Source organism: Longimicrobium sp., from assembly GCA_036389795.1.
GTDB lineage: Bacteria > Gemmatimonadota > Gemmatimonadetes > Longimicrobiales > Longimicrobiaceae > Longimicrobium.
In genome coordinates this window covers 1-3002 of sequence record DASVWD010000219.1, presented here as the reverse complement: position 1 = coordinate 3002, position 3002 = coordinate 1, and the positions used below count along the sequence as shown (strand labels likewise).

The following is a 3002-nucleotide window of genomic DNA, read 5'->3' as shown; positions in this document are numbered from 1 at the left end:
GTATTCATCCAGCGTCTCCGGAAACAGCACCTGCTGATCCCGGTCAACCCCGGTGATGTAGCCCATGCTCGCTCCCTGGCTGGCTGTGGGATCGCCAGCAATTTACCTCGCAGGAGACAGTTTTGACACAGTCTGGGCCTCGGGATGACAGCGGGTCGAGGAAGAGGCCATCTATGCAGAACGCCCCCGCATCAGCCGCGGGGGCGCTCTGCATCGAGCCACGAATCACCGAGTGCGCCGGTTACTTTCTCACTTTCTCACTTCGCACTTTCGCACTCACGCACTAGCCGTTGCAGCGATTCATCGCCACCTCGGTGCCCTCGTCCAGCCAGAGGCGCACGCAGTCCACCAGCGTGGGGAAGCGGTCGAGGATCGCCTGGCGGTCGGCCTTCGAGGGGGGGGAGAGGACGTAGTCGGCCAGGTCGGCGCCGGGGGGCTTCTGTCCCACGCCGATGCGCAGCCGCGGGTAGTCGCGCGTGCCCAGCGCCTGCTCCACCGACTTCAGCCCGTTGTGGCCGCCCGCGCTCCCGCCGGGGCGGAAGCGGATCACCCCCGGGTCCAGCGCCACGTCGTCCACCACCACCAGCAGGTCCCTGGCGACGTCCACCGCCTTCATGCGGGCGATGGGCAGGAGCGCCGAGCCGCTCCTGTTCATGTAGGTGAGCGGCTTGATCAGGCGCACGGCGTGGGGCTCCACCCGGCCCGAGGCCACGGCCGCGTTCTTGTCGGCCCGGAACCGGCCGAAGCCCCACGCCTCGGCCAGCGCGTCCAGGAGCCACCACCCCACGTTGTGCCGCGTGAGGGCGTACTCCCGGCCCGGGTTCCCCAGGCCGACCACCACCTTGAGCCCGGCCACGTCGGCGTCGGCCCCGTTGGACGAAAAGAGCGAGCGCAGCCGGGTGAGCCAGCCGCCTATTCCTCCCCCTCGGCCCCGCGGCGCTCGCGCACCACCTCGGGCTCGGGCGCCTCGGCCTCGGCCTCCTCGGGCGCCACCTCGTGCACCCGGGCCTCCAGCACGCTGGCGATCGGCAGGTCGCCGTCGTTGAGGACCTGCACGTCGGGGACGCTCACGTCGTGCACGCGCACCGAGTCGCCGATCCTCAAGCCCGAGATGTCGACCTCGACGGCCTCGGGGATGTGGCGCGGCAGGCACTGGATTTCGAGCTCGTAGAGCACGTGGTCGAGCACGCCGCCGTCCTCAAGGACGCCCACGGGGGTGCCCACCAGCCGCACCGGCACCGACAGGGTGAGCGGCTCGTCGCCGTGCACCTGCAGGAAGTCGACGTGCAGCACCTCGGGCCGGTACGGGTGGCGCTGGATCTCGCGGATCAGCACGTCGGTGCTGCGGCCGTCGATGTCCAGCCCGATCAGCGTGGAGCCCGGGGTGATCGCGTGCAGCAGCAGGTCCAGGTCGTGCGCGTCGACCGAGAGACTCTCGGTGCGGTCGCCGTGGCCGTAGAGCACCGCGGGGACGCGGCCGGTGCCGCGCAGCTTGCGCGCGACGCCCTTGCCGCCCGCGTCGCGGCGGCTGGCCTTCAAGCTTGCCTTCGCCATCGTCCTGCCTCCTCCTTCCTCATTGAAGCGCCCGGCGCGCGGCCGGACTCGATAGATCCTGATCTCCCCTCGGAATGTCGTCCCGAGGGAACTGTCTCACGGCAGCCCGGCCATCGCCGGGCGGTTGAAACCGCTGCAACAACCACACGAAGTCCGCCTGCGCGGACTAGCGGGCTGCGCCCGCGCGCTTCGCGCCCCGAGACCTGCTTTGCGCGCTGATCCCAACCTCCGCACCGAACCAGCCTGCGAAGGCAGGCTTCCCGCCGTTGTTGCCGCGGATTCATCCGCCCCGGCGCAGGACCCGTCACCCTCCCTCAGACCGCCTCGACCTCGAAGAGCGAGCTGACCGACTCGTTGGAGTGCGTGTACCGCACCGCGCGGGCCAGGAGCTCCGCCACCGAGAGCACGGTGAGCGTGGGGAAGCGCTTCTCCGCGGGGACGGGGATGGTGTTGGTGACCACGATCTCCTTGAACGGCGCGTTCGCCAGGCGCTCCACGGCGGGGCCCGAGAGGATGGCGTGCGTGGCGCAGGCGTACACGTCCCTCGCGCCGCGCTCCTTGAGCGCCCGCGCGGCCTCGGCCATGGTGCCGGCCGTGTCGATCATGTCGTCGGCCAGCAGGCAGTCCTTCCCCTCCACCTCGCCGATCACGTGCATCACCTCGGAGACGTTCGCCCGCGGGCGGCGCTTGTCGATGATGCCCATGGTGGCGTTCAGGCGCTTGGCGAAGCCGCGGGCCATCTTGGCGCTCCCCACGTCGGGCGAGACCACCACCAGGTTGTCGAGCTGCTTCTCCAGGAAGTAGCGGGTGAAGACGGGGGCGGCGTAGAGGTGGTCGACGGGGATGTCGAAGAAGCCCTGCAGCTGGTGCTGGTGGAAGTCGACGGAGAGCACGCGGTGGGCGCCGGCGGCCACGATCATGTTGGCCATGAGCTTGGCGCCGATGGCCACGCGCGGCTGGTCCTTGCGGTCCTGGCGCGCGTAGCCGTAGTACGGGATCACCGCCGTCACGCGCGCCGCCGAGGCCCGCCGCGCCGCGTCGAGCATCAGCAGGAGCTCCAGCACGTTCTCGGCGGGCGGGCAGGTGGTCTGCACGATGTACAGGTCGCGCCCGCGCACGTTCTCGTCGATCTTGACGAAGATCTCGCCGTCGGAGAAGCGCTTGATGGTCACGCCCCCCAGCCGGATGCCGAGGCATGCGGCGATCTCTTCGGCCAGCGGCAGGTTCGCCGTGCCGGAGAGCATCATCAGGTGGTGCTCGGAGACGGTGTCGTCGAACATCGCCGGTCGGTGTCTGACGCGTCCAGGGTGGGCCGTGGGGCGGGCAGAATAGCCCGCGCGCCCACGGGCGTCAAGGCGAGTGCGGAGGGCTTTCCGCGCTCCCGGGCCCCTCCGGCGGCTGCGCCGCCGGGGCCCTCTCCCCCGCGCGGCCCGGTCGTTCGTTCCTCA

Annotated in this window: 3 protein-coding genes; all 3 read right to left on the bottom strand. The window is 70.5% G+C overall.

Annotation, left to right across the window (positions count from 1 at the left end; translation table 11 throughout):
* Positions 1–283 precede the first annotated feature (283 nt).
* Complete coding sequence (gene pth, locus VF746_25750; protein HEX8695846.1) at positions 284–856, bottom strand: aminoacyl-tRNA hydrolase; 573 nt, start codon at positions 854–856, stop codon at positions 284–286.
* A gap of 56 nt (positions 857–912) precedes the next feature.
* The gene (locus VF746_25745; protein ID HEX8695845.1) at positions 913–1554 is read right to left on the bottom strand and encodes a 50S ribosomal protein L25; all 642 of its coding nucleotides are present in this window, start codon (positions 1552–1554) and stop codon (positions 913–915) included.
* Positions 1555–1868: 314 nt separating this feature from the next.
* The gene (locus VF746_25740) at positions 1869–2834 is read right to left on the bottom strand and encodes a ribose-phosphate pyrophosphokinase (GenBank protein ID HEX8695844.1); all 966 of its coding nucleotides are present in this window, start codon (positions 2832–2834) and stop codon (positions 1869–1871) included.
* Positions 2835–3002 lie beyond the last annotated feature (168 nt).

Excerpts from the sequence above, each read along its gene's own strand:
- VF746_25745 (HEX8695845.1), bottom strand. The coding sequence starts at position 1,554 with ATGGCGAAGGCAAGCTTGAAGGCCAGCCGCCGCGACGCGGGCGGCAAG.
- VF746_25740 (HEX8695844.1), bottom strand. The coding sequence starts at position 2,834 with ATGTTCGACGACACCGTCTCCGAGCACCACCTGATGATGCTCTCCGGC.